This window comes from Citricoccus muralis (assembly GCF_029637705.1).
Lineage (GTDB): Bacteria > Actinomycetota > Actinomycetes > Actinomycetales > Micrococcaceae > CmP2.
On the sequence record NZ_CP121252.1, the window covers coordinates 443,158 to 468,188 of the forward strand.

Here is a 25,031-nt window from a genome sequence, read left to right on the forward strand (position 1 = left end):
GGTCGATGGAACCGTCGTTGTGACCGCGGGCTACCACGGCGTCGATTGCCGGGTCGTAGAGATCGTCAGTCTCCGATGCAGTGTCTGTCGATTCCGTTCCGGAGGCGTCGTCGAAAGGCTGCAGCCACCAGCCGAAAACATTCAGCGCCAGGCTCCCCTCGGAGCGGTGCTCACCATTGCTCACCGCCTTTCCACGGTGGTCGACGCGGACCAAATTGTGGGGATGGACGGGGGCCACGTGGCCGCCGGCGGCCGCCGCCTTGTCGATCGATGGCGGCGACCAGTCCTCGGCTCCGGAAACAGGCTGAACCGAAGGGCCTTAGCGCTTCGAAGCGCGGTAGCCGGCTGCCGCGGCGGCGGACGTCGTCTTGAAGCACTCCTCCGGGGTGGTGCGTGAATAGAACGCGCCCGAGGGGACGTGGTACTTCCAATCGGTGCCATCGGTCGGGCGGTTGCCCTTGATCGGATGGCTCGCCGGGCAACTCTTGCCGGAAGCGGTGATCCGGCTGGAAGTCGTCGCCTTCTTCTTGGCGGCCGCCTTCGGTTTCGGGGCCGCCTTCACCGCAGCGGTGCGCGCCGAGGTCTTGGTGAGGGTGGTGTAGCCGCCCTTCTTGCCGGCGACCCGCACCGAGATGCGCTTTCCGGCGTCAGCGGAGGTCAGCTTGTACTTCGTGCCCGTGGCCTTGGCGATCGGCTTGCCGTTGCGCAGCCACTGCTGGCTGAGCGTGGTGCTCTTCGTCCAGGTCCCGCGGGTGACGGTGAGCGTTTTGCCCACGGTGGTGGTCCCCGTGATGCGCGGGGTGGCTCCGCTGAGGGTTCCGGCCGCTGCTTTCTTGGTCTTGGCAGACGTCTTCGCCGTGGTGGTGTAGCCGGTCTTCTTGCCCGTGACCTTCAGAGAGAGGGCCTTACCCCGGTCGTTTGCGGTCAGGGTGTAGGTGCGCTTGGTGGCCTTGGTAATGGGCTTGCCGTTGCGCAGCCACTGGTAGCTGAAGCTGGTACCGGAGGTCCAGGAGCCCACCCGAGCATTGAGGGTGCGGCCGACCATGGCGGTGCCCACGATCGTCGGTGTGGACGTGGCGAGCTTGGCGCCGGCAGTCTTCTTGGTCTTGGACGAGGTCTTCGACACGGTGGTGTAGCCGGACTTCTTGCCCGTGACCTTCACCGAAAGGGAGGAGTTGTGATCCTTGGCGGTCGCCTTGTAGGTGCGGTTGGTGGCCTTGGCGATGGGCTTGCCGTTGCGCAGCCACTGGTAGCTGAAGCTGGTGCCGGAGGTCCAAGAACCGACGCGGGCGGTCAGGGTCTTGCCCACCGCGGCGGTGCCTATGATGGCCGGGGTGGCAGCGGCCAGGGCTGCACCCTTGACCGTCGTGGAACCGGCAGCGGCACTGGAGACCTGGTGCGTGAAACAACCGGCGATGCTACCGGTGACGCGCACGGTGACCTTCTTGCCCAGGTCTGCAGCGGTGAGATTGTAGGACGATGACGTCGCCTTCGCGATGTTTGAGCCGTTGCGCTGCCACTGGTAGCTCAGCTTGGTGCCGGAAGGCCAGGTGCCGGTCCGGGCGGTCAGGGTCTTGCCCACGGTGGCGGTGCCGTAAACGGTCGGAGCGACGACGGCGGAGACGGGGTAGCCGACGCGCTCGGTTTCCGCGCTCGTCGTGGTGTCCGCGCCAGAGTTGGCGGGCGGGGTGACCCGCATCGACATCCGCTTGCACACGTCGGCGTGAACGAGGCGGTACGAGGTGGACGTGGCGCCAGAAATGGCCGCTCCGTCGCGCAGCCACTGATACGTGCTGCCGGAAGGAGCCTCAGCCCGAGCGGAGAGGGTCTGACCGAGCACGGTGTTGCCCTGTACGGAGACGGTCACGGGCTCGGCCGTGGTGGAGGAAACAGGGGTGGATGTCGAGGCCGACAGTGGAGCAGAAGACACGGCTGCCTGAGCCGGAACCACGGTGGAAACCGCGAGCGCGCACACGAGTGCCACAGTCCCCAGAACGTGCTGGAGACGAGGTGAAGAGTGAGTCATGGTCAGATCATAAGTGCAATCTGGTTCAACTGTTGAAGCGGCACCTTTAAGACATTCTATGACGACGTGGACCGCAGTCGACAGGGGTGCCGTGCTGGACGTCGAGGTGGATAGAGTAGGACTGACATCGACGATCCGAGGAGCAGCATGCGCATCAGTGTTGGACAGTTCAGCCCCACCGGCGTCGTGGCCGAAAATTTGGCGACGATCCGATCCCTGGCCGAGCGCGCGGTGGACGACGACGCCGAGCTGCTGGTGCTGCCGGAAGAGTCGATGTTCACGGTGCGCCACGTGGATGGCCCGCTGGAGGAAGCCGTGGCCGGGGGCTGGTCGCTCTTCGTCTCAGGGCTCGGCGAGATTGCCGCCGAGCTCGATATCGCGCTGGTCGCCGGAGGTTATGAGCCCTCCGACTCCGAGCGGCCCTTTAACACGCTGGTCGCTTTGGGCGCCGACGGCCGAATTGCCGGCACCTACCGCAAGCTGCACCTCTACGACGCGTTCAAACACAAGGAATCCGACCGAATTACCCCCGGGGACGCCGGGGTGACTGTGGTCGAGCTGGGTGGGCTGCGTTTCGGGCTGATGACCTGTTACGACCTGCGCTTCCCCGAGATGGCCAGGGCGTTGGCGGTGCGTGGAGCTGACGCGCTGTTGGTGCCGGCCGCCTGGTTCAAAGGCGACCACAAGATCGACCACTGGAAGACCCTGCTCAAGGCGCGCGCCGTCGAGAACACCGTGTGGGTCGTGGCTGCCGGAACCTGCAGCAACAACACCATCGGGTACTCGGGCATCGTTGACCCGTTGGCACTGCCCGTGGCCACCCTTGATGAGGAGACCGAGGCCATCGCCACCGCCGAGGTGGACCGGGAGCGCCTCGACGAGGTGCGGGAATTCCTGCCATTGCTGGAGAACCGCCGCACCGACGTCGAGGACCTGCGCTCCTGATTACAGGGACACGATGAATAGCGTGGCCCCGAACACCACCCCGGAGGCGATCAGCACGATGGTGGTGTAGCCCAGGATGTCGCGCATCTTCAGTCCGGCGATCGCCAGCAACGGGATGGCCCAGAACGGCTGGATCATGTTCGTCCACTGGTCGCCGTAAGACACCGCCATCACGGTGATGGCCGGATCCACGCCCAGCTCGGCGCCCGCAGAGAGCATGATCGGCCCCTGTACGGCGAACTGGCCCCCACCGGAGGGCACGAAGAAGTTCACCAGCCCGGCGGAGAGGAATGCGAGCACACCGAACGTGGTCGGCGTCGAGATCTGCACGAACATATCCGAGAAGATCTGTACCAATCCGGAGCCGACCATCAGTCCCAGGATCCCCGCGTACAGCGGGAACTGCAACAGAATTTCGCCCACATTCGACGCCGCGTTCTTCGTCAGGTGGATCAGCTCGAAGGGGTTGCGCACCAGCAGCAGAATCAGCGCCAGGAACGACCAGTTCACGGTGTTCAGGGTGAGGGTGCCGCCGCCAGCGAAATGCAGTGCCAGGTAGGCCACCAGCATCAGCCCCAGCAGCAGGGTCACGATGCGGCTAGCGTCCAGGCGGTCGGCCGGGGTGACCACTTCTTCCTGCCCGTCTTCAATGGCTTCGCGGGCATCCACGGAGAGCTGATTGATCTTGTCGCCCTTGCGTGGGGCCACCAGATACAGCGCTAGGCCCACCACCAGCACGGTCACCACGGCGGCGATGATGTTCCACAGCGAAAACACCGTCTCGGTGATCGGCAGTGGGGTTCCGCCCAGCGACTCCTGCAGGAACGAGCCCTCGGTCGCCGCCGTCAACGGGCCCGAAGCGGAGTAACCCATGTGCCAGACAACGAACCCGGCGAACCCGGCGGCCACCAGCATGGGGAAGTGCAGCTGCAGCCCGCGCTCGCGGCCCTGGTAGGCGACTTCACGTGCCAGCAATCCGCCAACCACCAGACCCAGTCCCCAGGTGATGAGGCTGGCGACGGCCGCCACGAAGAACACGAACACATAAGCGGTCAGCTCGGTGCGTGGAACGCTACCCAAAAACGCCAGTCCTCGGCGCACCGGTCCGGTGTTGGCCAGAATGTGGCCCAGCAACAAGATCAGCGCCATCTGGGTAATGAAATCCAGCAGTCCGGCCAGGCCGTCGCCCCAATACACCACCAGGTCTCCGGGTGCCGTATCGGTGAGGATCAGCGCCAGAATCGCGACGATGAAGGTCAGCAGGATGGAGAACACCAGCGCCGAGGGGATGAAGCGCTCGACGACGTGATTGATGGGGCGCATGGCCCGCGAAATGACGGTGCCCTCTTTACGGGTGGTCGTGGTGCTGGGGCCCGTCTCAGCGGTGGGCATGGGGGATCCTCCTGCGGTGCGGCGGACGGCGTGGTGTGCCGTCCGATGGTGTGTGTGATGCACCTCATGGAATCACAGTGATCGGGCATTGACCAGGTTATCGCCCCAGGGGCCGCGTGTATCGACTGAGTTAGTTGGTGTGATCGGCCAGCACCGCACGGGAGGCCCACAGTCCGGGCATCCCGTGGACGCCGGCACCCGGAGGAGTGGACGACGAAGCGAGGTAGAGTCGCGGCCCGCCCGGTATCTCGCCGAGCCGGTGCGGTTCCGCGGTCAGTCCCGGGCGTAGCAGGGCTTGGAGTCCCGTCATGGACCCTCCAGCAATATCCCCGCCCACCAGGTTTGGGTTCCACGCCTCGAGCTGGGCCGGGCTCACCTCATGCCGGGCCACAATGCGGTCGCGGGTGCCGGGGGCGAAACGCTCGAGCTGGTCGAGAATCAGCTCGGCCACTTCACCCGGGCGTTGCTCGCGGTAACCGTGGGGCACGTGGGCGTAAGTCCACACAACAGTCTGGCCGGCCCGGGCGCCGGACGGCATCCGCGTCGGATCGGCGCCCTGCTGTTGGCACACCATCACGAAGGGGCGGCGCGCCAACCGGCCGCGTGCGGCTTCGCGCTCTGCGGCCACCAGGTCCTCCGGGCTGCCCACCACATGCACGGTGCCGGCTCCGGCCACACGCTCATCCCGCCACGGCAACGGCCCGTCCAGCAGTAAGTCGAGCTTGTAGGCGGCGGTGCCGTAGCGCCAGCTGGAGAGACGACGGCGGGTGCCGCGGCTGAGCCCGCGATCGGGGAGGCCGCCTAATTGCATGACCTGCCCCGGGGTCAGGTTCAGCACGACGGCGTCCGCCGGTGGTAGCTCGCGTAGATCCGACACCGGGGTATTCAGGTGCAGTCGGGCGCCGTGCGTCTCGAGTACTCGCACCAACGCATCCACCACCGCGCCGGTGCCGCCGCGGGCCACCGGCCAGCCCGAGGTCATCCCCAGTGCGCCGAACAGGGCGCCGAACGCGCTGGTGAACGGATGCTGCAGGGGTGCAATCGCGTGCGCCGCGGAACCCATGAAGAGCGCCTTGGCTGCCGGGGTTCGGAACATCGAAGCGGTCACCGTCGCCGGCGGCAGCGCCAGCGGGCCGAACCCGGCCAACCGTAGCGGATGTGCCGGCCAACCCAGCATCGGCGCCAGTAGATTCTCCACGTGATCGCCGATGTGCTCGGTCAGTCCGCGGTGCAGCCGCGTCCACGCAGTCTTGTCCTCGCCCAGCCCCGACGCCGTCGCGTTGAGGTTCTGCCTCAGCAGTGCGGCGGGTGTATCCGGTAGCGGGTGTGCCATCGGGAACTCGGGGTGCAACCATTCCAGGCCGTGATTCGTCAGCTCCAGTTCACGGAATGCGGGACTCGCGACGCCGAAGGGATGCCCGGCTGCACCCTGGTCCACCACCACGCCGTCGCCAAAGATCGACGTCGTCGACGCCGCTGCGCCACCGGGGTGGGGGGACTGCTCAAAGATCTGCACGTCCCATCCTGCGCGCGCCAACAGGGCGCCGGCGGTGAGTCCGTTCGGGCCGGATCCCACCACGGAAACATGTCCGGGGCTGCGCGCAAGAGTGTTCACGTTTACGACTCTATCCGCTGGACGTGAGGGGAGGGTGAGAGCGCACGGTGCGACTCAAGGGCGGAAGGCCATCTCTCGACGCCACGGCATCGCTCCAGGTCAGAGCCTTGTTTAGGCACAGGTTATTAAGGAAACGTGAATTTGCTAAATAGCGCTTAGGGTGACCTAAGCAGAATTCACAGGGTTCTTTCAGGTTAACCCCTGGTGCTTGGCTTCCCGGGCCCTTAGGCTGTAAGTACCTCATCAAGGTGCGAGTGATGACAGGGCCCCGGCCTCGACAATATGCGTTCCCCTCACGCAGTCGAGACCGGGGCCCTATTCCTTTAAGTTTCGGCTCGCGTCAAGGCATCTTCTCTGCCGATCGTTGTCACTGCAAATTATTGGCCGAATCAAGAGCCCTGAGTAACATGGCGACCGTTACCCGCTTGTGATGTGGCTCACAAGGCCCCTGGGCGTGGTAGCACTCGTTTGCTCCTGTAGAAGGAAGATTCGCCATGCCATTCTCTGCACGCCCTCGACGCCTCCGTCGGCTCCTCGCCGCGGGCCTGACGGGCATCATTTCCGCCGCAGCTTTGTCTCCCGCCGGCGCCACCCCCACCGACAACGCTCCCACCTCCGACCTGGATTGCGCAGCTCTGGTCGAGTTCGAATTCGAGAACACCACCATCGAAGCGGTGGAGGCGGTGGCCGCGGGCGAGCTCTCGCACCGTGGCTCCCCGGTTAATGCGCACTGTCTGGTGACCGGACGGATGAACGAGCGCGTCAGCGACGTCGACGGTGAAACCTACGCCATCGGCTTCGAGATGCGACTGCCCCACGACTGGGACGGCCGGTACTTCTACCAGGCCAACGGCGGTCTCGACGGTGCGGTCACCCCTGCACTGGGCGCCGTCGGCGGAAGCGAGAGCGCCCTGCAGCTCGGCATGGCCGTGATCAGCTCCGACGCCGGACACAGCGGCGCGCAGAATCCGACCTTCGGGCTGGATCCGCAGGCACGCCTCGACTACGGCTACCAGGCCGTCGGTACCCTGACCCCGATGGCCCGGCAGCTGATCGAAGACGCCTACGGTGAAGCTCCCGCCTATTCGTACTTCGGCGGCGGGTCCAACGGCGGTCGACACGCCATGGTCGCCGCCTCCCGCTATGCCGAGGACTACGACGGCTTCCTCGCCATCGCCCCCGGGTTCAATCTGCCCCAAGCGGCTACCGCCCAGATCTGGGGTGCGCAACAGTGGATCACCGTGGCCACCGACGAGGCCGACCTGTCCACCGCGCTCACCACGGAAGAGCGCGAGCTGCTCGCCGGGGCTATCTTGGAACAATGTGACGACCTCGACGGGCTCGCCGACGGCATGGTCCAGGCGCAATCAGACTGCCAGGACACCTTCTCGGTCAGCGAGCACGTGCCCACCTGTGAAGCCGATCGCGACGGCACCTGCCTGACCGACGAGCAGAAGGCCGTCGTCACCACGGTCTTCGCCGGTGCCACCACCTCCACCGGTGACCCGATCTACTCTTCTTTCCCGTACGATCCGGGGCTGGCCGATGCGAACTGGGCCGACTGGAAGTTCAACGCACCGATCACCCGTGACTCCGCTGCGCTGGGCTACATCTTCTCCTCGCCGCCCTACGCCCCAGAGTTGCCCCAGCTGCGCGACTTCGTGTTCAGTGTCGATATCGATGAGGCCGATAGCTCCCTCTACGCCTCCAGCGAGGTCTACCAGGAGAGCTCCATGGAGTTCATGACGCCGCCGGATCTCACCTACCAGGATCTGGCAGAGCAGGGCGGCAAAATGATCGTCATGCACGGCGCCTCCGACGGAGTGTTCTCCATGCAGGACACCGCTGACTGGTACGCCCAACTCGAGGGTGCTGCGGCAGAGTCGATCCGCTACTTTGAAATCCCCGGCATGGCCCATGTCCGCGGCGGACCCTCCACCGATCAGCACAACTCGCTGGCCGCCCTGATCTCCTGGGTTGAGGAAGAAAACCGTCCGGAGCAGCTGGCGGCCTGGGTCAACCCGGAGAACGCCTCGCTGCCAGCCGAGTGGTCCACCGAGCGCAGCCGCCCGCTGTGTGCTTACCCCGACGTGGCGTACTACGTTGACGGTGACGTGGAGTCTGCGGACAGCTTCGCCTGTGCAGCCGAGGCGCCGGTCGATCCGGAACCGAGCCCAACCGCGACAGCTGAGCCTAGCCCGACTGATTCAGCCGAATCGACCGACCCGACGGATTCGGCCTCGTCGGATCCCACGGACGATCCGACGGCGACGCCGACACCGACCGAGGCCCCTTCGACGGCGCCGAGTGATCCAGGGGAGCCCTCCGCCACGGACCCCGGCGCTGATGACGTGTCCGCTTCGGACCGCGGCGATCTGGCTGCCACCGGATCCAGCGGCGCACTGATGATGACGGCGCTCGCGGTCCTGCTGCTGGTGGTCGGTGCGGCGATCCTGATCCTGCGGAGGCGCCGCCACGGGCACCATGCCGGCTGAGGCGTCCAGGGGACTCGCCAGATTTTCTGACGTCCGTCCCAGCCCTACATCAGCCTGTGCACACCTTGGTGTTTTTAGACTGGAGTTGCCTCTTCCAAGGTGTGAGTGAGTGAGTACTGCGGGTCGTTGATGAGAAATCATCAACGACCCGCAGTCATGTCTGGGCCCGTTGCTCCCCGCCGGGTGCGCACCCCGAGATCGAGTTTCGTGATCAAGCGGAATATATCGGTGCTGCCGGGCTACTCAACCGCATCGTTGTTTGCTACGTCACTGATTCAGTCCACTCCTTCGACGCCGCCGAACACCTGGCCAATCTCTGGTTAGCCGAGGGAAATGTCAGCGACCAGCTCGGAATCTTTGCGGAGTAGCTCTGGCCCACCGTGGATCGGGCGAAGACCCTATACTCATCCGAACACATTCAGGGCGTGGCGGAAGCGGCCACCGGGCTGAGTGGCGAATTTTTGGAGCACGGCGGCGGGCACCTTAAGCTCACCCACGGGGTGTTCGTGATCGAGCGCGGGCAGGCGATCTTCCGCTACCGAAACTGCCACGTGCAGACCGGACTGCTGGCGGGTTTTGCGGCGTGATTGTCTGCCCTGCAGACGCCCACCGTTCATCGTTCCCACGCTTCTCTCAGGAATCTCACCCTCGTTCTCCAGGTGAACCAATGGTGGTGCTCAGCATCGATCTTTAGAGTGGTAACTACCTCTTCAAGGTGTGAGTGATGAACAGGCAGAGCCCCGACGGTCCATAGACCTCGGGGCTCTGCTCATGCGTGAACCCGGACGCAGGACCATACCGGACTGACGAATCGGCCATCGCCGGACATTGGCAGGCAGTGAACAGCCGAACCCAAGCCCCGTCCCAGGTTCGATTCTTAGAGTAGGTACTACCTCTTCAAGGTGTGAGTGATGAATAGACGGAGCCCCGGTGGTCGATCGACCACCGGGGCTCCGTTCTTGTCCTCACGTGGTTCGGTCAGCGGTCCAGCTGCTGGCGCTTTGAGGAGATGACGCCGGTGTTGAATCCGGCGAGGTTGAGACCACCGTGGAACCGAGCGTGCTCGATCTTCACGCAGCGGTCCATCACGATGTCCATGTCGTAGCTCTCGGCCAGATGGGCGGCGTCCTCGTTCCAGATGCCCAGCTGCAGCCACACGGTCTTGGCACCGACGGCGTGGGATTCTTCCACGATGCCGGGGGTGTCTTCGGCTTTGCGGAACACCTCCACCAGGTCTGGCACGACCGGCAGATCCGCCAGTGAGGGGTACACCTGGTGGCCCAGGATCGTTCCGCCCTTCTCGGCCAGAATCGGATTGATGAAGTACACGTCGTAGGTGGTGGAACTCAGCAGGTAGGTAGCTACGAAGTACGAGGCGCGGGCCGGCTTGTCCGAGGCGCCCACGATGGCGATGGACTTCGTGCGGCGCAGGATGTCCAGTCGTTGCGGGGCGGACGGGCCGGTCCAGGTGCGGTCGGGAATCGCGGTGCTCATGCGGAGACCTCCTCGTCGTCGTGGGTGGAAGCGTCGGCGTTCACGGCAGCGGTGAGGGCCTGGTCGAGATCCCACAGGATGTCCTCGACGTCCTCGATGCCCACCGAAATGCGGATCATGTCCTCGGGGATGCCGGCCTGCTCGAGCTGTTCTGCGGTGAGCTGCTGGTGTGTGGTGGATCCCGGGTGCAGCACCAGGGTCTTGGCATCGCCGATGTTGGCCAGGTGGCTAGCCAGCTGCAGGTTCGCGATGAACTCTTCGCCGGCAGCGCGGCCGCCCTTCACCCCGAAGCTGAACACGGAGCCCACGCCCAGCGGCAGCAGTTCTTTGCCGCGCTCGTGGAACGGGCTGGAGGGCAGCCCGGCGTAGTTGACGTAGGCCACGCGCTCGTCGGCCTCGAGCCATTCGGCAACACGCTGGGCGTTGGCCAGGTGGGCGTCCATGCGCTGGGCGAGGGTCTCGATGCCGATCATCAGCTGGAACGCCGACTGCGGTGCCAGCGACGGGCCGAAGTCGCGCAGCTGCTCGGAGCGCAGCTTGGTGAGGAAGCCGTACTCGCCGAAGTTGCCCCACCAGGACACGCCACCGTAGGAGGGCACCGGTTCCGTCATGGCCGGGAACTTGCCGTTGTCCCAGGGGAACAGGCCCGACTCGACGACGACGCCGCCCAGGGTGGTGCCGTGGCCGCCCAGGAACTTGGTGGCGGAATGGATGATGATGTCTGCGCCGTGCTCGAAGGGGCGGATCAGGTACGGCGGGGTCAGGGTGGAGTCCACGATCAGCGGCACTCCGGCGGCGTGCGCGACGTCAGCCAGCCCGCGCAGGTCCACGATGTCGCCTTTGGGGTTGGACACGATCTCGGTGTACACCGCCTTGGTGTTCTCCTGAATGGCTGCTTCGAAGTCAGCGGCTTCGGTGGAGTTGACGAAGGTGGTCTCGATGCCGAAGCGGCGCAGGGAGACATCCAGCTGCGTGACGGTACCGCCGTACAGCTGGGAGGAGGCCACGATGTGGTCCCCGGCGCCGGCGAGGGCGGCGAAGGTGACGAATTCGGCGGCCATGCCGGAAGCGGTGGCGACCGCGCCGATCCCGCCCTCCAGAGACGCCATGCGCTCCTCGAAGGCTGCCACTGTCGGGTTGCCGATGCGGGAGTAGATGTTGCCGTACTTCTGCAGGGCGAACAGGTTGGCGGCGTCGTCGGCCGACTCAAAAACGTAGGAGGTGGTCTGGTGAACCGGGACGGCGCGCGAACCGTGGACGGCGTCGGGGACGGCCCCGGCGTGGAGTGCTCGCGTGCGGAAACCGAACTGGTGCTCTGCCATGTGGATCCTTCCGTGGGGTGATCTCCTCCCATTGTTCACGACGTCGGCCATTCCCGCACTCGAACATGACGGCAGGAGTCGCCCGGAGGACACGGGTGAGCGTTCGGGTACCGACCTGGGTAGGCTCGAAGGGTTTTCGCGCATCCAGACCGAAGGGGACACCCATGAGGGCCACTGACCTGCACGATCTTTCGGAGGGCCAGCTCGACGCCGGCCCCGGACAGCGGGCGCGCACCGTGCGCTTCACCGGGCTGGCCCTAGGCCTGGCCTTGGCGGTGCTCAGCGGGCTGGCCCTGCCGGAATCCCTGGAGCTCGACGCGCGTGTGACCGCCAGCGTCGTCGTGCTGATGGGCACCTGGTGGGTGACCGAAGCGGTGCCGCTGCCGGTGACCGCCCTGGTGCCGCTGGTGGCGTTTCCGATGTTCGGGGTGTCCGCGATGGAAGAGGTGGCTGGCTCCTATGCGAACCAGATCATCTTCCTGTTCCTGGGCGGATTCCTGTTGGCGCTGGGGATTCAGCGCTGGAACCTGCACCGGCGCATCGCGTTGCTGATCGTGCTGGCGGTGGGCACCCGGCCCACTCGGATGATCGCCGGGCTGATGATCGCCACCGCCGTGCTGGGCATGTGGGTGTCCAATACCGCCACCGCGCTGATGATGGTGCCGCTGGGCACCTCGCTCGTGGCACTCGTGGAGCAGGAAGCGCGGCGGGGCAGGGGAGCAGACACCGACGGCACCGCCGACAACGCCGCGGCGGATCAGCGCAAGCACTCCAGGTTCGGCATCGGATTGATGCTGGCGATTGCCTATTCGGCCACCTTCAGCGCCTTCGGCACGATCATCGCTTCTCCGGGCAACATCTTCGTCGTCGGGTATATTCGCGACACGCTGGGCTACGAGGTCACCTTCCTGCAGTGGATGCTGTTCGGGATGCCGCTGCTGGTGGTGTTCCTGTTCCTCGGCTGGCTGGTCATCGCGAAGTGGCTGTGGCGGCCGGAGGTGGACGATCTGCCCGGCGGGCGCGAACTCTTCGCCCGCGAGCTGGCGAAGCTGGGCCGGATGAGCGCCGGCGAGGTGGGGATCAGCGTGGTCTTCGCGATGACGGCTCTGGCCTGGATCCTGGTGCCGGTGCTGTTCGAGGAGCCGTGGGCCACCGACGCGGTGATCGCGATGATGGGCGGGATGACGACGTTCCTCATCCCCGCGTCGCCCCGGCGCGGAGTGATGCTGATGAACTGGGACACCGGGCTGCGCACCCCTTGGGGAGTGCTGATCCTCTTCGGCGGCGGTCTGGCGCTCTCGGCTCAGGTCACCGGCTCCGGGCTGGCCGATTGGATCGGGGAATCCCTCGGCGTGCTCGGCGGGATGCCCGTGTGGGTGCTGGCCCCGATCGTGGTGATTCTGGTGCTGATCTTCACCGAGTTCACCTCATCGATGGCCACCATCGCCACCTTCGTGCCGCTGGTCTCTGGTGTGGCGGCGGGATTGGGCCACGACCCGGTGATCTTCGCGATCATGGTCACCCAGGCCTGCCAGTGCGCGTTCATGCTCCCGGTGGCCTCGGCGCCGAACGCGATCGTCTTCGCGACCGGGTCGATGGAGATCCGTGACATGGTGCGCACCGGGCTCTGGATGAACGCGGTGGGGTTCGTGCTGGTGACCCTGTTGGCCCTGTGGGGATTGCCGTTGGTGCTGGGCTAGCTGATTCTTCGTCGGGACGTCGAGGGGTCGTGGATATGCCAGAGGCCCGGTCGGTGAAAACCGCCGGACCTCTGGTAAAAATCTAACAGGGAGACCTGCCCCTGCTTTCACCCTCAAGTATACGCGGAATCTGCGAGCAGGTCGATTGAGCGGAGACGGCTGTTGTACGACACTCTTGAACCACACCTCACCGCAATGCGACTCACGCCTTATCTGGCTGCTGAGAAGGGCCACCGTAAGAACGCAATCCGCCTCTACCAGTGGAACATTGAATTATCTGGTGCGGTGTATCAGGCGTTGCACGTTGTGGAGGTTGTGCTCCGCAACGCTATCGATGAGCAGTTATGCCGTTGGAACGCCACTCAAATCAATTCTCGAACTGGATCACCATTACGTTCCGAATGGCTTCTTGACCCGGCCCCACTATTGACAAGACTCGTTCGCGCGAAAGAACTTGATGTTTCCCGGAGGCGCGCTGAACAAGCTGTTCGCCAGCAAAAGCGCCCTGTAGCTCATGCTGACTTACTGGCGCAGTTGTCGTTCGGAACATGGCGCTTTCTCTTGCCTGACAAAGACGCCGGGCGCAAGCTGCTTTGGGAAGAAGCAACCAAAGACGCGTTTCCGTACTTGGAGCGGAGCCCCGCTGAACTCGTGAAGTCCATTGACGGTATCTATAGACTCCGGAACCGAGTCGCGCATCTTGAACCGCTTCTTAACAAGGGCAATGTTCGCAAACAGTTCGAGAACATGCGAACGGTACTCAGAGAAATCGATCCGGACGTTGAAAAATGGTTCGTGAGCATTCAGAAAGTGACCACGGAACTGCGGAACAGCCCGCGTTAGCTCTGCACGGTGGGCTGCTGCGCTGCCGCCTTTTCCTGGCGGGCGGAGCGGGCGCGGAAGAACAGCGCCAATAAACCGCCGGAGATGTTGTGCCACACGCTGAACACCGCGGCCGGTAGGGCCGCCACCGGGCTGAAGTGTGCGGCGGCCAGCGTGGCGGCGAGACCGGAGTTCTGCATGCCGACCTCCACCGCCGTCGTGCGTGCCACCCGCTCCGGGTAGCGGAACAGCCGGGCCGCGACGTAGCCGAGCATGTAGCCGAAAGCGTTGTGCAGCACCACGACGAGCAGCACCAGCAGCCCGGCTTCCACGATGCTGTCCGCCGAGCCGGAGACGACAGCCACCACCACGTAGGAAATGCCCAGCACGGACACCCACGGTAGCGCTGGCAGCACCCGGGCAACCCAGGAGCGCAGCAGCCAGCGCACCAGCAGTCCCGCCACGATCGGGATGAGCACCATCTGCACGATGGACATCGCCATCGCCCCGGCGTCCACCGGCAGCAGCGTTCCGGCCAGCCACAGGGTCAGCAGCGGGGTGAAGATTGGGGCCAGCAGCGTCGAGACCGAGGTCATGGTCACCGACAGCGCCACGTCGCCCTTGGCGAGATAGGTGATGACGTTCGACGACGTGCCGCCCGGGGCGCAGCCCACCAGAATGACACCGATGGCCAGCTCGGCCGGCAGCTGGAACACGAAGACCAGGGCCACCGCGATGCTGGGCATGATCACGTACTGGGCCACCACGCCGAGCAGCACGGGCAGCGGTCGCTTGGCCACCAGGGCGAAATCGGGCAGGGTCAGGGTGATCCCCATGGCGAACATGATGATCCCCAGTGCCACCGAGGTGTACTGGGCCAGCGGCGCGGTCTGGGCCGGGAAGAGGAAACCGATGAGGAACGCGACGATGATGATCGCCGGGAACAGGGTGACCGCAATGCGTGCGGAACGGTCTTCGCCGTCGCGCGATGCCGGTGGGGCCGGGGCGCCGGTATCGGTGCTGGGTGGAACCGGGTGCGTCATCGTCTCTCCTTGAGCGTCTGCAGGTGTGATGAGTGCATACTCTCAGATCAGCGCGTCATGGTCCGGTGATCCACGTAACGTGATGTCCCCGTCCATTGCCGATTTCACCGGACCTGGCTACCGATTTCACCGGGCCCAGTCGCGGTGCGGCGAGGTACCGCCGAGGCCCGGATTGAACGTGTTGGTCGGGTCGAGGGCGCGGAAATGCTCCTCCAGCTCCGAGGGCAACTCGTAGAGACGCCCGTAGTTGTGCTCGGCCGGGATCGCCGCCCCACGGGCCTCGAGCAGCGCCGTCATCTGCTTCTTCAACGCCACCGGGTCCACACCCTTCTTCGCCACGTGATCCTGGTGTAGCACGTGGCAGAAGAAGTGCCCGTAATAGGAGCTCACCGACAGCTGGTCGGCGATCTCGGCGGGCAGGACCTCCAGCCAGTCTTCGTCGTCGCGACGCAGGGCGACGTCGAAGGTGATCATGTCGGAGGAGCGCTTGCGATTCAGATTGAAGTACCGGGTCATGGCGCTGGCGGCACCGAAACGCAACAACATCGCTGACTGGGCCTCATCGGGAGTGCACTCGAAGAATGCGCCCAGATTTTCGGCATCGTGGAAGAAGCTGCTGAGGAGCTCGGTCGTCGCCTCGCGATCCGAACCGCTGACCACCATCACCAGGTGGTGCTCAAAGCGTTCGCGATACTCGAGCAGTCGCTGGGGCAGCTGCTGAGGCAACAGAGCGAAAGCCTTCTGGGCGATGGTGTCGGCGGTGGTGGGCCCGAAGAACGGCAGCTTGGCGAACACGCCGTTGGCCCAGCTCTTCAGCGCGAACAGGCGCCGCACCTGACGGCTGCTGGCGTGCTTCAGTCCCATGAATGTGTCTTTGCCGTACTCCGCGGCCAGGTCGAAGGCGCCGCGGCCCATGTATTCCCCGGAGATTGGCAGCTGATTCTCGGACGCCAGGATCTCGCGGCGCAGTCGTTCCAGCTCGGCAGGGCTGTTGGTTCCGATGTAGAAAGTGGCGGTGTTCTCCTCGCGCGGGAAGGTGCGGGTGCGCACGGCGAAAATCATGATCTTCCCAGCGCTGCCCGACGCCTCCTTGAGGAACGTGGGGTCCGCATTGAACCGGGCCGGGCTGGGCGCGATCTGCCGCACGTGATCGGCATAGCCGGTGGCGCGGGTGTCCTCTGGAGCGGGGGAAACGTCCTCCGGATCCCACCGTCCCTGCTGCAGGGCGTCCAGCAGCTCTTCGGGATCCTCGCTGAGAGTGATGCCGAGGTGATTGACCAACTCAAGCTCTCCCGCCTCGGTCACCCGGGCGTAGACGGCGTGTTCCGTGAACGCTGGCCCCTTGCGCACCTGGCTACCGCCGGAGTTGTTGGCGATGCCGCCCACCACCGATGCGCCGATGGAGGTCGAGCCGATCACGGAGTGCGGCTCACGATGGTGCGGGGCCAGGGTCTGCTCGAGATCCATCAAGGTGGCCCCGGCCAGGCTCACCGCCTCACGCGCGTCGTGGAGGAGGTGAATCCCGTTGATGCGCAGGGTGGAGAAGACGACGACGTCGCGATCGTCGCCTTGGTCTGCCGGACCGGAGCCGCCGGTGAGTCCGGTGTTGGCGGCCTGAGGGATGACGGCGAGGCCGTGCTCGACGCACACCTGCAGGGCGCGCCACATCTCGGTGAGGGTGCCGGGGCGCAGCACCGCGAGCACCCGACCGGAGCCGAACCGGTTGCCTTTCACGTAGGGGGCGGTGGCGCGCGGGGTGGTGAGCACGTGCGCGCGGCCCACGATCGTCCTGAAGGAGGCGACGGCTGGATGGGCTGGTGCGGGACGGGACGGGCTCATGGTACTCCTGGGACCTCGGGGGTGTGTCTCCCACCGATTGTGCCCCGTTGGCGCTGGTGATGTCGATGGTCATGGTCGCCCTGATTTCGGGGTGATTAAATTGTGTTATGACGCTGTAGCTGGAGTATGACGAGGCACTGCGGCACGCAGAGCATGCGCGATTGCGTCGCAGCCAGCCGGCCATCAGCTACCAGATTGCCCGAGAACGCACCGACGGGGCCCGCCTGAGCGAGCTCATCGCGGCGATGATCGGCCCGCGTCAGACCTTGATCTACTGGTTCAACCGCCCGTCGACGCAGACATCTCCGACATCGTGAGCTACCGCGGACTGGACCTGCATCTCGACCAGGACATTCTTCGAGACAAGGTCTTGGTTTGATGGAGGTCAGAGTGGTCAAAGAGCTTCTGCATATTCAGCGATGTTTGTCTGTATCGGCGTCGATGGTCGTTCACGGCAAGGCGGCTTACGACGAAGATCCAATCGCACAAGAAGCGGGGGAGTCAGTCATGATGAACATCGGTGAGGCCTTTACGACGCTTGTCGCGCTGGGTGCTACAGCACCTCCTGGGGTCCGTTGGAGTGACGCGGCCAAGAATCGCGAGAAGATCGCTCATCACTATTCCGTCATTGTTCGGGAACTGACGTGGCGCACGCTCGCTGAATCGCTTCCACGGTGGGAGAAGTCGCGGTCTCCACTTTTCGAGGAAGCTGGTCGAACTTTCGACGGAATCTGACCTGGATGAATGACCAGGTTGGTGTGTGCATGGTGCGAAAGCACTGGTCAACGCCGTCGTGCAGGCACTAAGGTAGAGGATCGTAGACCCCGGGGTGCACCGATACTGGTGCTGAGAGTGCGGAGATGCCGCAGACCCGAATCCACCTGATCCAGTTCGTACTGGCGTAGGGAGTGGTCCGTTAGCTCTATGTCAGAGTTCCGGTGGTCGGAAAGGTGCCCACCGTGACGGGCCAGACACTCACCCCCGAGCAGATCGGGATCGGGATGCGCATCAGCATCCACCCCCACACCGATGCCTTCGTGGACGTGATCCTCGCCGCCCTGGAGGAGACCACGACGGCGGCACGGGAGCGCGGCATCCTCGAGAACCTGGTGATCGAGACCGGGGAGGTCTCTACCTACGTGGGCGTGCGCTCCGGAGCCGCAGCCCAGCAGCTCGCCGAGTACGCCACCACCCTGATCGCTGCGGCGTCCCGTGCTTCCGGGCGGGCGCATCTGACCAGCCACCTGCTGCTCTCTCGGGGCTGCCCGGGGGAGGCCGCTTGTGAGCTGGTGCCCGGAGAGATGCCGGCGGAGACGCGCGTCGACCTGGAACTCACCGGACTGCCCGCCGTCGCAGCCTGGTCGCTGTACCCCCTGGCCGACGACGGTCTGCCGCACATGGAGCCCATCATGGCTGCGATCGAGGCGGCAAAATCCAGCGGCATCGACGTCGTGAGCGAACACTACGCCACCGTGCTGCGCGGGGACCTAGCCGAGGTGCTGGCGCTGGTGGTCAACGCCTGGGGTCGGGTGGGTGAACAGGTGCCGCATGTGGTCAGCCACGTGAGCATTTCGCTGGATTCGCCGAGTGCGGGATGGGCGGGTGCCCGATGAGCTCAACACAGCAGAAATCTGTTGGGGCAGGCGCACGCGTGACCAACCCCTATGACAGCCCGTGGCGCTGGCAGCTCAAAGACCTGGTGATGGTGGTGGTGCTGGGCGTCGTGTTCGGGTTCATCTACTGGGCGCTGGTCCAGGCCTGGAACGGACTAGCTGTGCTGATGGGTCCCGCCGGTGATCTGGCGGGACACGTGATGCTCGGAACCTGGTTGCTGGTGGCGCCGTTGGCGGTGGCGATCACGCGCAAGGCCGGATCGGGGATTCTGGCGGAGGTGCTGGCCGCCACCATCGAGTTCGTTTTTCTGGGTTCTCCGGTGGGGCCGATGCTCTTCATTACCGGTCTGCTGCAGGGGCTGGGTTCGGAGCTGCCGTTTGCCCTCGGCGGCTACCGGCGTTTCGGGATCAGCCGCTACGCGTTCAGCGGGCTCTGCGGTGCGTTTTTCGTGTTCTGGTTTTCGGCCCTGCGCTCGGGCTGGTTCGGGCAGGACATTCTGCTGCTGCGTCTGGGGATCCAGTGCGCCTCCGGAATTATTCTGGGTGGGATTCTGGCCTGGGTGCTGGTGCGCGCGGTGAAAGCGACCGGCGTCGTGGACAACTACGCCATCGGGCGTGCGCGATGACGTCCATGGAGAATCTGGTCGAGCTGCGCGGATTCACGGCGGTGGATCCGCGCAGCGGCCGGGTGCTGCTGGAGGACATCGACCTCAGTGTGGCGCCGGGCGAGCGGGTGCTGCTGTTGGGTGCCTCGGGAGCCGGGAAATCCACCCTGTTGGATGCGATCCGCGGGGTGGTGCCGCACTCGGTGCCCCTGGACGTGAGCGGGGAATGCCTGGTGAACGGGGCGCCGGTGTTGGGCTCCACGGTAGCCGAGTTGACGCGGATGATCGGCACCGTGCCACAGGACCCGCACGCCAGCATCTGCCTGCCGACGGTGGAGGACGAGATCGCCCTGACCCTGGAGAACCACGGGATGAAGCCCGGACAGATCGGGTGGCGGATTGCGGAGGTGCTGGACGAGGTGGGTGCCGGGCACCTGAAGGATCAGCGCACCCGGACGCTCTCGGGTGGGTGGCTTCAGCGGATCGCCACGGTGGCCGCGCTCGCGGCACGACCGCGGCTGGTGTTGGCGGACGAGCCGACCTCGATGCTCGACGGTGCCGGGGTGGCCCAGGTGATGGAACTGCTCACCCGGCTGACCGGAGACGACGGCGCCCTGATTCTGGTGGAGCACCGACTCAACGAGTTGGCCGAAGAATCGGGCGGGCCGGGACTGCCGCCGCGCACCGTGGTCATGGAAGCCGGACGGATTCTGGCCGATGGCCCCACGGATCAGCTGTTGCAGGAACACGCAGACCGGTTGGACGCCGGTGGCGTTTGGGTTCCGGGTGCCACGATCGGGACGTTCCCCGAGGCCCAGCCGGCGCCATCGGAGTTGCTGCGCGCCACCGGGCTGACCGTCAAGCCGGACCCGCATGACCCGGAGATTCTCCCCGTATTCGGGGGACTGGATCTCACCGTGCGGGCGGGGGAGCGGGTGGTGGTGCGCGGGCCCAACGGCTCTGGTAAAACCACCCTGCTCACCGCGCTCGCGGGCCTGGTTCCGCTACGCCCTGGTCGGGCCGGTGGAAACTCGGGTGAGCTCACCGGGGTGGTCCCGGTGATGGTGTTTCAAAACCCGGAGCACCAGTTTTTGGCCCATACGGTGCGCGACGAGCTCGGGGACGACGACCACGGTGCCGAGCTGGCGCGGCTCTTCGGGCTGGAGCACCTGCTCGAGCTCAGCCCGTTCCGGCTCTCCGGCGGGGAGCAGCGGCGACTCTCGGTGGCTCTGGGACTGTTGGCGGTGCGCCGTCGTGACGAGCCCACGGTACTTCTGGCCGATGAGCCGACGTTCGGTCTGGACCGGGCGAGCACGGTGGCGGTGATGACCGAGCTGGCCGCCTACGCGGCTTCAGGCGGCGCCGTCGTGGTGGTGACTCACGACGACGACCTCACTGCGGCCTGGGCCAGCCGAGTGCTGCGCCTCCCTGGGGTCGACGTCTCGCAGGACACGGGGGTGCGATCATGACGCAGCAACAACAGACGGTGAAGCGGTTGCGCATTGTGCACCCTTCCACCCTGGTGAAACCGGGAGTGCTCACACGGTGGAACCCGTCGGTGAAACTCGTGACCCTGTTCGTGGCGTCGCTGGCGCTGCTGATGGTGTGGGACCCGTGGCGACCAGCAGCGCTCTGGCTGGGGCTGGTGGCGGTAGCGCTCACCCTCGGCAAGGTGCCATGGCGCTGGCTGGCGCTGGCGCACGTCCCGTTTATTGCCTTCGCGCTGGGTTTGTTTCTGGTGAATGTATTCACCCGCGACAACGGGGTGCTCATCGGGTTGGCGTTGGCCGGCCGCACCTTGGCAATCGGGGTGGCCTCAATCCTGTTCCTGTGTAGCACGGCCCCGGTGGAGCTGATGCGTTCGCTGAACCAGAATCTACGACTACCCGCGCCCATCACCTTCGCCGTGCTGGCCGGGTATCAGCTACTGCTGGATCTGCCGCGGGAATGGCAGACCATCCGGGCTGCGCAGCTGATGCGCAGTGGCACCGGGGTGCAGTTGAGCGACGGACGCGCGCCGAAACTGCGGGTCCGAGAGGCAGGCCGATTGGCGTTTACCGTGCTGATCGTGGCGTTGCGGCGCTCGGAACGGATTGCCACCTCGCTGGAGAGCCGTGGGTTCGGGTTGAAACCGCGCACCGTCTACCGTCCCGTGCGGCTGCGGGCGGTCGACGTCGTCGCCGGAGTCGTGGTCAGCCTTGCCGCGGTGGCCTACTGCTGGCCGTGGTGACGTCGAGTTCAGGGAACCACACGGCCCGACGAACCCGCACGCGTTGTCCATCGGTGGTGAGCGGGCACTTTTCATCGCGCAGCAGTGCGAGGGCGGTCTCGCGGTGGTGCTGCGGCGGGGAGCCGGCGGCGTTGACGACGCGCCACCATGGCACGGTCGCGCCCGAGGAATCGACGCCCGGACCTCGAGCGAGAACGTGTCCGACCTGGCGCGGCCCACCGCGGTGGAGAGTCTCGGCGACGATTTCAGCGATCAACCCGTAGGTCATCACACGCCCTTTGGGGATCTGCGCCACCAGGTCCAACACCGCTGTGGTGTACTCTTCGGACGGTTCTCGTGCCATCGGACCACCTTATCGTCACGCCGGTGAGTCACCGCAGAAGAGAATTCGAGCGACGGATACCTCGCCGGGGGCGGGTTCTCGTCGTCGAGCGTGAGTCGTCTACATGGTGAACCCGATGATGAGCAGCGGGGCGATGATGACGACGGCGAAAACGATCACCGCGATCCGTCCCTTGCGCGAGCCCACGTTCACCGTGGTTCCGATGCCGTAGCCCTCACGTTTCGGCACCATCATCGCCGGATTGCTCGGGTCGTTGTACAGTCCCGACGGCAGCCACAGCGCATCCTCGGCAGCCTCCTCCTCCGTGGGGTGGATCCCCAGCTGCTCCGCGGTGCGATCCGCCCAGCGCAGGTGTGACCGAAACACCGGGGATAGGATGACGAATATCGCCACCACCAGGGCCACGACCAGCAACATGGTGACGGGAGCCGACCATGTTCCGTCCGAGGCTGCGAGACGCCACGACTGTGCGTTGAAGCCCACCATCATCAGGGTGATCAGCGCGGTCACCCATCCCAGATATTCGGTGATGCCACGGTGGCCCGCGGTCAACCGGAGAAGTTCCCACGCGGAGAGATCGGGGGAGCCCGGGCTCATCATCGGGGCCATCGCGCCGAGAGCGGCCATCAGGATGAACAGCCCGGAGGCGATGATCGCCGTGGTGAACACCGAGCCGAAGCTCTTCTCGGTCCAGCCGCGCACCTCGCCATCGGGTCCCCACCCGGTGGGCATCAACTCGGGCAGCTGGTCATAAATCACCGCGCCCCACACGAAAACGGCGCCGAGCATCACCAGGGTCACCACATAGGGGAGCCATAGCCGGGCCCGCCCGTGTCGTGCCGCCACGGCAACGCGGTAATGGTCGGAATTCGGCTCGTAATCCTCAGCTCTCATCCCCACCAGCTTAGGCCCCGGCCCCTGGACTACATCGGATAGCAGCGGAAGACGACCGCGTGCACCGGGGACCCGGTGCGCGCGGTCGCGTCGTCGTCGAGCGTGAATTCTGTGAGCATGGCGCGTGGATCCGGGTGATCGGGCAGGGCATTAAGGTAGCCGCGGTGGGCCTCCAAGGAGCGGATGCTGCGCTCCAGGGGCTCGCCGGTGACCTCCACCCGGTGGGTGGGGTGCTCGGCTCCGAAGACCAGCAGTGACCCGACGTGCCAGGCGGGAAGGTGCTGTTCTTCCGCCAGGTCGCGGAACACCCAGGGGTTGTCGGCGTCGCGCAAGGCATCGAGCACGCTGATCCCGGCCGCGCGATGATCCGCCTGATTGAGTCCCCACGCGACTTCTTCCGCCCAGCCCATGGTCACGAGAACGGTGGGTCGTAGCTCGCGAATCGTGGCGGCAATGGCGCGGCGCAACTCCAGGGTGGGTTCGAGCATGCCGTCCGGAAAGTCGAGGATGCGCAGATCCTCGACGCCGACTTCCGCACAGGCGCGGCGCTGCTCCTCGGCGCGCATCGGTCCGGTCTGTTCCGGAGGCAGGTTACGGATGCCGGCTTCACCGGAAGTGAGCAACAGGTAGCTGACCGGGATCTCGGCCGCGGTCCACCGGGCCACGGCAGCTGAGGTGCCGTACTCCATATCGTCCGGATGCGCGACGATGCACAGCACCCGGTCCTCGGTGGACAGCTCCAGGTCCACTAATGGTTGTGGAGATACCGTGCCAGCTGAGTCACTCATGCTGAGACCCTAGCAACCCGGCCCGGTCAGGACACCAGCTCGTCGTCGACGGCGGTGCTATGTGCGGCCAGGGCGGCGAAGGCCCCGTCACGCTGCAACAGCTCGGCCGGGGCACCCGACTCGATGATCCGCCCGGCGTCGAGCACCACCACCCGGTCGGCGGTCATCACCGTGTCCAGGCGGTGGGCGATCATCAGGGTGGTGCGGTGCTCGGCCAGCCGGTCCAGCGCCGCCTGCACGTGGGCCTCCGTGGTGTTGTCCAGGGCGGACGTGGCCTCGTCGAGCACCAGGATCGGCGGGTTGCGCAGGATCGTGCGGGCAATGGCCAGGCGCTGCTGCTCGCCTCCGGAGAACCGGTAGCCGCGCGCGCCCACCACGGTGTCGAGCCCCTCGGGCAGGGCGCGGATGGTCTCGGCCAGTGCGGCATGGTCCAGTGCCGCCCACACCTCGGCGTCCGTGGCGTCAGGCTGGGCCAGCAGCAGGTTCTCGCGGACACTCGCGTGGATCAGGTAGGTCTCCTGCGAGACCACCCCCACCAGCTGGGCCAGGGAGTCTGGAGCCAGGTCGCTCACGGAGACGCCGTCGATCGTTACTGCTCCCGACTGCGGTGCGTAGAGCCGAGGCAGCAGGGCGGCCAGAGTGGATTTTCCGGAACCCGTGGCACCGACGACGGCAACGGTCTGTCCCGCCGGCAGACTCAGGTTGATCCGATCCAGCACCGGGGTGGAATCGTACGCAAAGGTGACGTCGCGGAAGTCGACGTCGCCGCGCAGTGTCTCGGCGTCGAGCTCCACCGGCCGCTCCGGCGGGGTCAGCTCCGGGACCAGGTCGAGGTATTCGAAGATCCGGGAGAAGAACGCCATGGCCGAGACCCACTGCACCCCGATGTTCAGCAGGCCCATCATCGGGCGGAACACCTGGGCCTGCAGGGCGGTGAACGCCACCACGGTGCCGATGGTCATGCCGGCCGAGGTGACCGGCAACCCGGCCGCCACGTAGATCACTGCAGGAATGGCCGCGAACACGATCTGCATGGTGGCCATCCGCCACCGCCCTGCCAGTTGACTGCGCACCTCCAGGCCGATCAGCCGCTGGGACGTCTCGGTGAACCGGGCCGCATCGCGGTCGGTGGTGCCCAGGGTTTTGGCCAGCCGGGCCCCGGAGACGCTGAGCCCCTCCTCGACTTGGGTGTGCAGGGCGGCCAGGGCCTTCTGGCGCTCATCGGTGATGGATCGGCGCAGCAGCGCGACCTGGCGTGAGAGCAGCACCGCCGGTGGCAGCACCACCAGGGAGATCAGTGTGAGGGTGGGGGAGAGGGCGAACATCGCGATGAAGGTGGCTACCGCCGTCGTCAGGTTGGTGGCCACGCCCGTCGCAGTGGAGGTGACCACCGACTGCATCCCGGCGATGTCGTTCATCAGCCGGGATTGCACCTCGCCGGAGCGGGTGCGGGTGAAGAATCCCAGCGACTGCGCCTGCAGGTGGGTGAAGAGCTTCGTTCGCAGCGTGTGCATCACCCGCTGACCCATCTGTGTGGACATCCAGGTCTGAATGACGCCGATGACGGCGGTCACCGCCGCCACAGCGATCATGGCCCCGGCCAGCCACAGCAGCAGCGGCACATCCTGGTTGGGCAGGGCGTCGTCAATGACGCCGCGCAACAAGAATGGCTGGGCGATGGTGATGACAGAAGACATGGTAATCAATGCGACGACGACAGCGATGGTGCCGCGGTGCGGGGAGAAGAGGCCGGCGATGCGCCGCAGGGAGACGGGATACTGCTTCAGTTGCTTCCGGTCATCAGGGTTGATTTTGGCCGGGCCGCGCGCAGGGCCTCCGGCAGGGGGTGAAGGAAAGGCCATGAT

22 protein-coding genes and 1 riboswitch are annotated in these 25,031 nt (G+C 65.6%); of the genes, 11 read left to right on the top strand and 11 right to left on the bottom strand.

Annotation, left to right across the window (positions count from 1 at the left end; all coding sequences use genetic code 11):
- Window positions 1-319: 319 nt before the first annotated feature.
- Complete coding sequence (locus P8192_RS02010; protein ID WP_278158065.1) at window positions 320-2,026, bottom strand: hypothetical protein; 1,707 nt, start codon at window positions 2,024-2,026, stop codon at window positions 320-322.
- A gap of 147 nt (window positions 2,027-2,173) precedes the next feature.
- Here P8192_RS02010 and P8192_RS02015 point away from each other — a divergent pair, with 147 nt between their 5' ends.
- Window positions 2,174-2,971: a carbon-nitrogen hydrolase family protein gene (locus P8192_RS02015; RefSeq protein WP_270106399.1), complete on the top strand. Its 798-nt coding sequence runs from the start codon at window positions 2,174-2,176 to the stop codon at window positions 2,969-2,971.
- On the opposite strand, the gene P8192_RS02020 is transcribed toward P8192_RS02015, so the two are convergent.
- Window positions 2,972-4,363 carry a short-chain fatty acid transporter gene (locus tag P8192_RS02020; protein ID WP_431521129.1) on the bottom strand — a complete coding sequence of 464 codons (1,392 nt, stop codon included), beginning with the start codon at window positions 4,361-4,363 and terminating at the stop codon, window positions 2,972-2,974.
- Window positions 4,364-4,493: 130 nt separating this feature from the next.
- Window positions 4,494-5,978, bottom strand: a complete 1,485-nt coding sequence (locus P8192_RS02025; RefSeq protein ID WP_278158067.1) for a phytoene desaturase family protein — start codon at window positions 5,976-5,978, stop codon at window positions 4,494-4,496.
- Window positions 5,979-6,472: 494 nt separating this feature from the next.
- On the opposite strand from P8192_RS02025, the gene P8192_RS02030 reads away from it, so the two are divergent.
- Together P8192_RS02030 and P8192_RS02035 are read left to right on the top strand one after the other, a co-directional pair.
- The gene (locus tag P8192_RS02030; protein ID WP_278158069.1) at window positions 6,473-8,473 is read left to right on the top strand and encodes a tannase/feruloyl esterase family alpha/beta hydrolase; all 2,001 of its coding nucleotides are present in this window, start codon (window positions 6,473-6,475) and stop codon (window positions 8,471-8,473) included.
- A 425-nt stretch (window positions 8,474-8,898) separates the two neighbouring features.
- Window positions 8,899-9,060, top strand: coding sequence for a hypothetical protein (locus P8192_RS02035; RefSeq protein ID WP_278158071.1), 162 nt, complete (start codon window positions 8,899-8,901; stop codon window positions 9,058-9,060).
- Between the two features lie 391 nt (window positions 9,061-9,451).
- Here the strand turns inward: P8192_RS02035 and P8192_RS02040 are convergent, their stop codons facing one another.
- Entirely contained in the window at window positions 9,452-9,967 is a 516-nt protein-coding gene (locus P8192_RS02040; RefSeq protein WP_270106394.1) for a CoA-binding protein, read from the bottom strand.
- Window positions 9,964-11,289 (bottom strand): O-acetylhomoserine aminocarboxypropyltransferase/cysteine synthase family protein, encoded by a 1,326-nt coding sequence (locus P8192_RS02045; protein ID WP_278158072.1) that lies wholly within the window; start codon window positions 11,287-11,289, stop codon window positions 9,964-9,966. The genes P8192_RS02040 and P8192_RS02045 overlap by 4 nt, the downstream gene beginning before the upstream one ends.
- 164 nt (window positions 11,290-11,453) lie before the next feature.
- Here P8192_RS02045 and P8192_RS02050 point away from each other — a divergent pair, with 164 nt between their 5' ends.
- Together P8192_RS02050 and P8192_RS02055 are read left to right on the top strand one after the other, a co-directional pair.
- Window positions 11,454-12,989: an SLC13 family permease gene (locus P8192_RS02050; protein WP_278158074.1), complete on the top strand. Its 1,536-nt coding sequence runs from the start codon at window positions 11,454-11,456 to the stop codon at window positions 12,987-12,989.
- 162 nt (window positions 12,990-13,151) lie between these two features.
- Window positions 13,152-13,832, top strand: a complete 681-nt coding sequence (locus P8192_RS02055; protein ID WP_278158076.1) for a hypothetical protein — start codon at window positions 13,152-13,154, stop codon at window positions 13,830-13,832.
- Here the strand turns inward: P8192_RS02055 and P8192_RS02060 are convergent.
- Entirely contained in the window at window positions 13,829-14,854 is a 1,026-nt protein-coding gene (locus P8192_RS02060; RefSeq protein WP_278158078.1) for a bile acid:sodium symporter family protein, read from the bottom strand. The two genes, P8192_RS02055 and P8192_RS02060, sit on opposite strands and share 4 nt — an antisense overlap.
- Before the next feature lie 126 nt (window positions 14,855-14,980).
- The gene (gene dld, locus P8192_RS02065) at window positions 14,981-16,693 is read right to left on the bottom strand and encodes a D-lactate dehydrogenase (RefSeq protein ID WP_278158080.1); all 1,713 of its coding nucleotides are present in this window, start codon (window positions 16,691-16,693) and stop codon (window positions 14,981-14,983) included.
- 161 nt (window positions 16,694-16,854) lie between these two features.
- Between dld and P8192_RS02070 the strand changes: the two genes are divergently transcribed.
- The 6 genes from P8192_RS02070 to P8192_RS02095 all read left to right on the top strand — a co-directional run bounded on the left by P8192_RS02070 (window position 16,855) and on the right by P8192_RS02095 (window position 21,141).
- A complete protein-coding gene (locus P8192_RS02070; protein WP_278158082.1) occupies window positions 16,855-17,010 on the top strand; it encodes a hypothetical protein in 156 nt (51 codons plus the stop codon).
- 73 nt (window positions 17,011-17,083) lie between these two features.
- The gene (locus P8192_RS02075; protein WP_278158084.1) at window positions 17,084-17,428 is read left to right on the top strand and encodes a HepT-like ribonuclease domain-containing protein; all 345 of its coding nucleotides are present in this window, start codon (window positions 17,084-17,086) and stop codon (window positions 17,426-17,428) included.
- Between the two features lie 80 nt (window positions 17,429-17,508).
- Window positions 17,509-17,619, top strand: a riboswitch (TPP riboswitch).
- 33 nt (window positions 17,620-17,652) lie between these two features.
- Window positions 17,653-18,306: a YkoF family thiamine/hydroxymethylpyrimidine-binding protein gene (locus P8192_RS02080; RefSeq protein ID WP_278158086.1), complete on the top strand. Its 654-nt coding sequence runs from the start codon at window positions 17,653-17,655 to the stop codon at window positions 18,304-18,306.
- A 38-nt stretch (window positions 18,307-18,344) separates the two neighbouring features.
- Window positions 18,345-18,932 (top strand): ECF transporter S component, encoded by a 588-nt coding sequence (locus P8192_RS02085; RefSeq protein ID WP_278158088.1) that lies wholly within the window; start codon window positions 18,345-18,347, stop codon window positions 18,930-18,932.
- A 5-nt stretch (window positions 18,933-18,937) separates the two neighbouring features.
- Complete coding sequence (locus tag P8192_RS02090) at window positions 18,938-20,380, top strand: ABC transporter ATP-binding protein (protein WP_278158090.1); 1,443 nt, start codon at window positions 18,938-18,940, stop codon at window positions 20,378-20,380.
- Window positions 20,377-21,141 carry an energy-coupling factor transporter transmembrane component T family protein gene (locus tag P8192_RS02095; protein ID WP_278158092.1) on the top strand — a complete coding sequence of 255 codons (765 nt, stop codon included), beginning with the start codon at window positions 20,377-20,379 and terminating at the stop codon, window positions 21,139-21,141. The genes P8192_RS02090 and P8192_RS02095 overlap by 4 nt, the downstream gene beginning before the upstream one ends.
- Here the strand turns inward: P8192_RS02095 and P8192_RS02100 are convergent.
- The 4 genes from P8192_RS02100 to P8192_RS02115 all read right to left on the bottom strand — a co-directional run bounded on the left by P8192_RS02100 (window position 21,104) and on the right by P8192_RS02115 (window position 25,028).
- Window positions 21,104-21,484, bottom strand: coding sequence for an MGMT family protein (locus P8192_RS02100; protein ID WP_278158093.1), 381 nt, complete (start codon window positions 21,482-21,484; stop codon window positions 21,104-21,106). The genes P8192_RS02095 and P8192_RS02100 overlap by 38 nt on opposite strands.
- 99 nt (window positions 21,485-21,583) lie before the next feature.
- Window positions 21,584-22,378 carry a DUF1648 domain-containing protein gene (locus P8192_RS02105; RefSeq protein ID WP_278158094.1) on the bottom strand — a complete coding sequence of 265 codons (795 nt, stop codon included), beginning with the start codon at window positions 22,376-22,378 and terminating at the stop codon, window positions 21,584-21,586.
- 29 nt (window positions 22,379-22,407) lie between these two features.
- Complete coding sequence (locus tag P8192_RS02110) at window positions 22,408-23,166, bottom strand: PIG-L deacetylase family protein (RefSeq protein ID WP_278158096.1); 759 nt, start codon at window positions 23,164-23,166, stop codon at window positions 22,408-22,410.
- A 26-nt stretch (window positions 23,167-23,192) separates the two neighbouring features.
- A complete protein-coding gene (locus P8192_RS02115) occupies window positions 23,193-25,028 on the bottom strand; it encodes an ABC transporter ATP-binding protein (protein WP_278158098.1) in 1,836 nt (611 codons plus the stop codon).
- Window positions 25,029-25,031: the final 3 nt, after the last annotated feature.

Excerpts from the sequence above, each read along its gene's own strand:
- P8192_RS02095 (WP_278158092.1), top strand. The coding sequence starts at position 20,377 with ATGACGCAGCAACAACAGACGGTGAAGCGGTTGCGCATTGTGCACCCT.
- P8192_RS02010 (WP_278158065.1), bottom strand. The coding sequence starts at position 2,026 with ATGACTCACTCTTCACCTCGTCTCCAGCACGTTCTGGGGACTGTGGCA.
- P8192_RS02040 (WP_270106394.1), bottom strand. The coding sequence starts at position 9,967 with ATGAGCACCGCGATTCCCGACCGCACCTGGACCGGCCCGTCCGCCCCG.
- P8192_RS02115 (WP_278158098.1), bottom strand. The coding sequence starts at position 25,028 with ATGGCCTTTCCTTCACCCCCTGCCGGAGGCCCTGCGCGCGGCCCGGCC.
- P8192_RS02050 (WP_278158074.1), top strand. The coding sequence starts at position 11,454 with ATGAGGGCCACTGACCTGCACGATCTTTCGGAGGGCCAGCTCGACGCC.
- P8192_RS02100 (WP_278158093.1), bottom strand. The coding sequence starts at position 21,484 with ATGGCACGAGAACCGTCCGAAGAGTACACCACAGCGGTGTTGGACCTG.
- P8192_RS02020 (WP_431521129.1), bottom strand. The coding sequence starts at position 4,363 with ATGCCCACCGCTGAGACGGGCCCCAGCACCACGACCACCCGTAAAGAG.
- dld (WP_278158080.1), bottom strand. The coding sequence starts at position 16,693 with ATGAGCCCGTCCCGTCCCGCACCAGCCCATCCAGCCGTCGCCTCCTTC.
- P8192_RS02110 (WP_278158096.1), bottom strand. The coding sequence starts at position 23,166 with ATGAGTGACTCAGCTGGCACGGTATCTCCACAACCATTAGTGGACCTG.
- P8192_RS02015 (WP_270106399.1), top strand. The coding sequence starts at position 2,174 with ATGCGCATCAGTGTTGGACAGTTCAGCCCCACCGGCGTCGTGGCCGAA.
- P8192_RS02105 (WP_278158094.1), bottom strand. The coding sequence starts at position 22,378 with ATGAGAGCTGAGGATTACGAGCCGAATTCCGACCATTACCGCGTTGCC.
- P8192_RS02030 (WP_278158069.1), top strand. The coding sequence starts at position 6,473 with ATGCCATTCTCTGCACGCCCTCGACGCCTCCGTCGGCTCCTCGCCGCG.
- P8192_RS02060 (WP_278158078.1), bottom strand. The coding sequence starts at position 14,854 with ATGACGCACCCGGTTCCACCCAGCACCGATACCGGCGCCCCGGCCCCA.
- P8192_RS02090 (WP_278158090.1), top strand. The coding sequence starts at position 18,938 with ATGGAGAATCTGGTCGAGCTGCGCGGATTCACGGCGGTGGATCCGCGC.
- P8192_RS02045 (WP_278158072.1), bottom strand. The coding sequence starts at position 11,289 with ATGGCAGAGCACCAGTTCGGTTTCCGCACGCGAGCACTCCACGCCGGG.